The sequence below is a fragment of the Levilactobacillus huananensis genome (genome assembly GCF_003946145.1).
GTDB lineage: Bacteria > Bacillota > Bacilli > Lactobacillales > Lactobacillaceae > Levilactobacillus > Levilactobacillus huananensis.
In genome coordinates, this window is sequence record NZ_RHOC01000026.1 from 1 (window position 1) to 3246 (window position 3246).

A 3246-nucleotide genomic window follows, 5' to 3' on the forward strand; every position below is an offset into this window, starting at 1 on the left:
ACGTCCTATCCTCGCAGGGGGCGATCCCCCAACTACTATCAGCGTGCTGAAGCTTAACTTCCGTGTTCGGCATGGGAACGGGTGTGTCCTTCAGGCTATCGCCACCACACTATGAGAGCTTGTTCTCTCAAAACTAGATATTACTCAATTATCTTCCATCGGAAACAACCACGTTTTCAACTTGGTTAAGTCCTCGACCGATTAGTACTGGTCCGCTTCACCCCTCACGGGGCTGCCACTTCCAGCCTATCTACCTGATCATCTCTCAGGGGTCTTACTTCCATATAGGAATGGGAAATCTCATCTCGAGGCGAGTTTCACACTTAGATGCTTTCAGCGTTTATCTCATCCATACATAGCTACCCAGCGATGCGCCTGGCGGCACAACTGGTACACCAGCGGTATGTCCATCCCGGTCCTCTCGTACTAAGGACAGCTCCTCTCAAATTTCCTACGCCCGCGACGGATAGGGACCGAACTGTCTCACGACGTTCTGAACCCAGCTCGCGTACCGCTTTAATGGGCGAACAGCCCAACCCTTGGGACCGACTACAGCCCCAGGATGCGATGAGCCGACATCGAGGTGCCAAACCTCCCCGTCGATGTGGACTCTTGGGGGAGATAAGCCTGTTATCCCCAGGGTAGCTTTTATCCGTTGAGCGATGGCCCTTCCATACGGTACCACCGGATCACTAAGCCCGACTTTCGTCCCTGCTCGACCTGTCTGTCTCGCAGTCAAGCTCTCTTCTGCCTTTACACTCAATGAATGATTTCCAACCATTCTGAGAGAACCTTTGGGCGCCTCCGTTACTTTTTAGGAGGCGACCGCCCCAGTCAAACTGCCCACCTGACACTGTCTCCCACCACGATAAGTGGTGTGGGTTAGAGTATTCACACAGCGAGGGTCGTATCCCACCAGCGCCTCACTCGAAACTAGCGTTCCGAGTTCTACGGCTCCGACCTATCCTGTACAAGCTGTGTCAACACCCAATATCAAGCTACAGTAAAGCTCCATGGGGTCTTTCCGTCCTGTCGCGGGTAACCTGCATCTTCACAGGTAATATAATTTCACCGAGTCTCTCGTTGAGACAGTGCCCAGATCGTTACGCCTTTCGTGCGGGTCGGAACTTACCCGACAAGGAATTTCGCTACCTTAGGACCGTTATAGTTACGGCCGCCGTTTACTGGGGCTTCATTTCTGGGCTTCGCCGAAGCTAACTCATCCACTTAACCTTCCAGCACCGGGCAGGCGTCAGCCCCTATACGTCATCTTACGATTTTGCAGAAACCTGTGTTTTTGATAAACAGTCGCCTGGGCCTTTTCACTGCGGCTACACTTGCGTGTAGCACCCCTTCTCCCGAAGTTACGGGGTCATTTTGCCGAGTTCCTTAACGAGAGTTCACTCGCTCACCTTAGGATACTCTCCTCGACTACCTGTGTCGGTTTGCGGTACGGGTAGTTAATCACTAACTAGAAGCTTTTCTCGGCAGTGTGACGTCTGGTGCTTCCCTACTAAAATTCGGTCCTCATCGCGCCTTGTCCTTAGCTGTAAGCATTTGACTCACAACCAGACTTGACGTTTGAACATCCATTTCCAATCGGATGCTCACCATAGCCTCCTGCGTCCCTCCATCGTTCAAACATGATTAACTAGTACAGGAATATCAACCTGTTATCCATCGCCTACGCTTCTCAGCCTCGGCTTAGGTCCCGACTAACCCTGGGAGGACGAGCCTTCCCCAGGAAACCTTAGTCATTCGGTGGATCAGATTCTCACTGATCTTTCGCTACTCATACCGGCATTCTCACTTCTAAGCGCTCCAGTAGTCCTTGCGGTCTACCTTCGTTGCCCTTAGAACGCTCTCCTATCACGCGACCTAATGGTCGCATCCACAATTTCGGTAATGTACTTAGCCCCGGTAAATTTTCGGCGCAGGATCACTCGGCTAGTGAGCTATTACGCACTCTTTAAATGGTGGCTGCTTCTGAGCCAACATCCTAGCTGTCTATGCAACTCCACATCCTTTTCCACTCAGTACATATTTAGGGACCTTAATTGGTGGTCTGGGCTGTTCCCCTTTCGACGGCGGATCTTATCACTCGTCGTCTGACTCCCGGATATAAATCTGTGGCATTCGGAGTTTATCTGAATTCAGTAACCCATGACGGGCCCCTAGTCCAAACAGTGGCTCTACCTCCACGATTCTTAACTCCGAGGCTAACCCTAAAGCTATTTCGGAGAGAACCAGCTATCTCCAAGTTCGTTTGGAATTTCACCGCTACCCACACCTCATCCCAGCATTTTTCAACATACACGGGTTCGGTCCTCCAGTGCGCTTTACCGCACCTTCAACCTGGACATGGGTAGGTCACCTGGTTTCGGGTCTACGTCAATTTACTGAAACGCCCGTTTCAGACTCGCTTTCGCTACGGCTCCGGTCTTTCCACCTTAACCTTGCAAATTAACGTAACTCGCCGGTTCATTCTACAAAAGGCACGCTATCACCCATTAACGGGCTCTAACTAATTGTAGGCACATGGTTTCAGGAACTATTTCACTCCGCTTCCGCGGTGCTTTTCACCTTTCCCTCACGGTACTGGTTCACTATCGGTCACTAGGGAGTATTTAGCCTTGGGAGATGGTCCTCCCGGATTCCGACCACGTTTCACGTGTGTGGCCGTACTCAGGATACTGAACTGAGGGCCAATGATTTCATCTACGGGGGTATCACCCTCTATGCCGAGCCTTCCCAGACTCTTCGATTATCATTGACTTTGGTAACTCAAATGTTCAGTCCTACAACCCCAAAGAGCAAGCTCTTTGGTTTGGGCTATTCCCCGTTCGCTCGCCGCTACTTAGGGAATCGATTTTTCTTTCTATTCCTGCGGGTACTTAGATGTTTCAGTTCCCCGCGTCTGCCTCAACTTGAGTATGTATTCCCCAAGTTGTAATTACGGATTAATGTAATTGGGTTTCCCCATTCGGAAATCTCCGGATCAAAGCTTACGTACAGCTCCCCGAAGCATATCGGTGTTAGTCCCGTCCTTCATCGGCTCCTAGTACCAAGGCATCCACCATGCGCCCTTCATAACTTAACCTAACGATTACGTCGTAATCGTTGATTAATCGAGTATTAGCGATATAAAACTAATTAAAAAACTCAAAAATACGCAGTTGTTTCTCGGTTTAATTATCTTAATAATTAAAGGAAAATAATTGATAATATCTAGTTTTCAAAGAACAA

At 49.8% G+C, this 3246-nt stretch carries 2 rRNA genes; both read right to left on the reverse strand.

Annotation, left to right across the window (positions count from 1 at the left end):
- A 5S ribosomal RNA gene (gene rrf, locus EKM71_RS10890) occupies window positions 1-109 on the reverse strand; the annotation flags it as partial.
- Between the two features lie 72 nt (window positions 110-181).
- Window positions 182-3100, reverse strand: a 23S ribosomal RNA gene (locus tag EKM71_RS10895).
- Window positions 3101-3246: the final 146 nt, after the last annotated feature.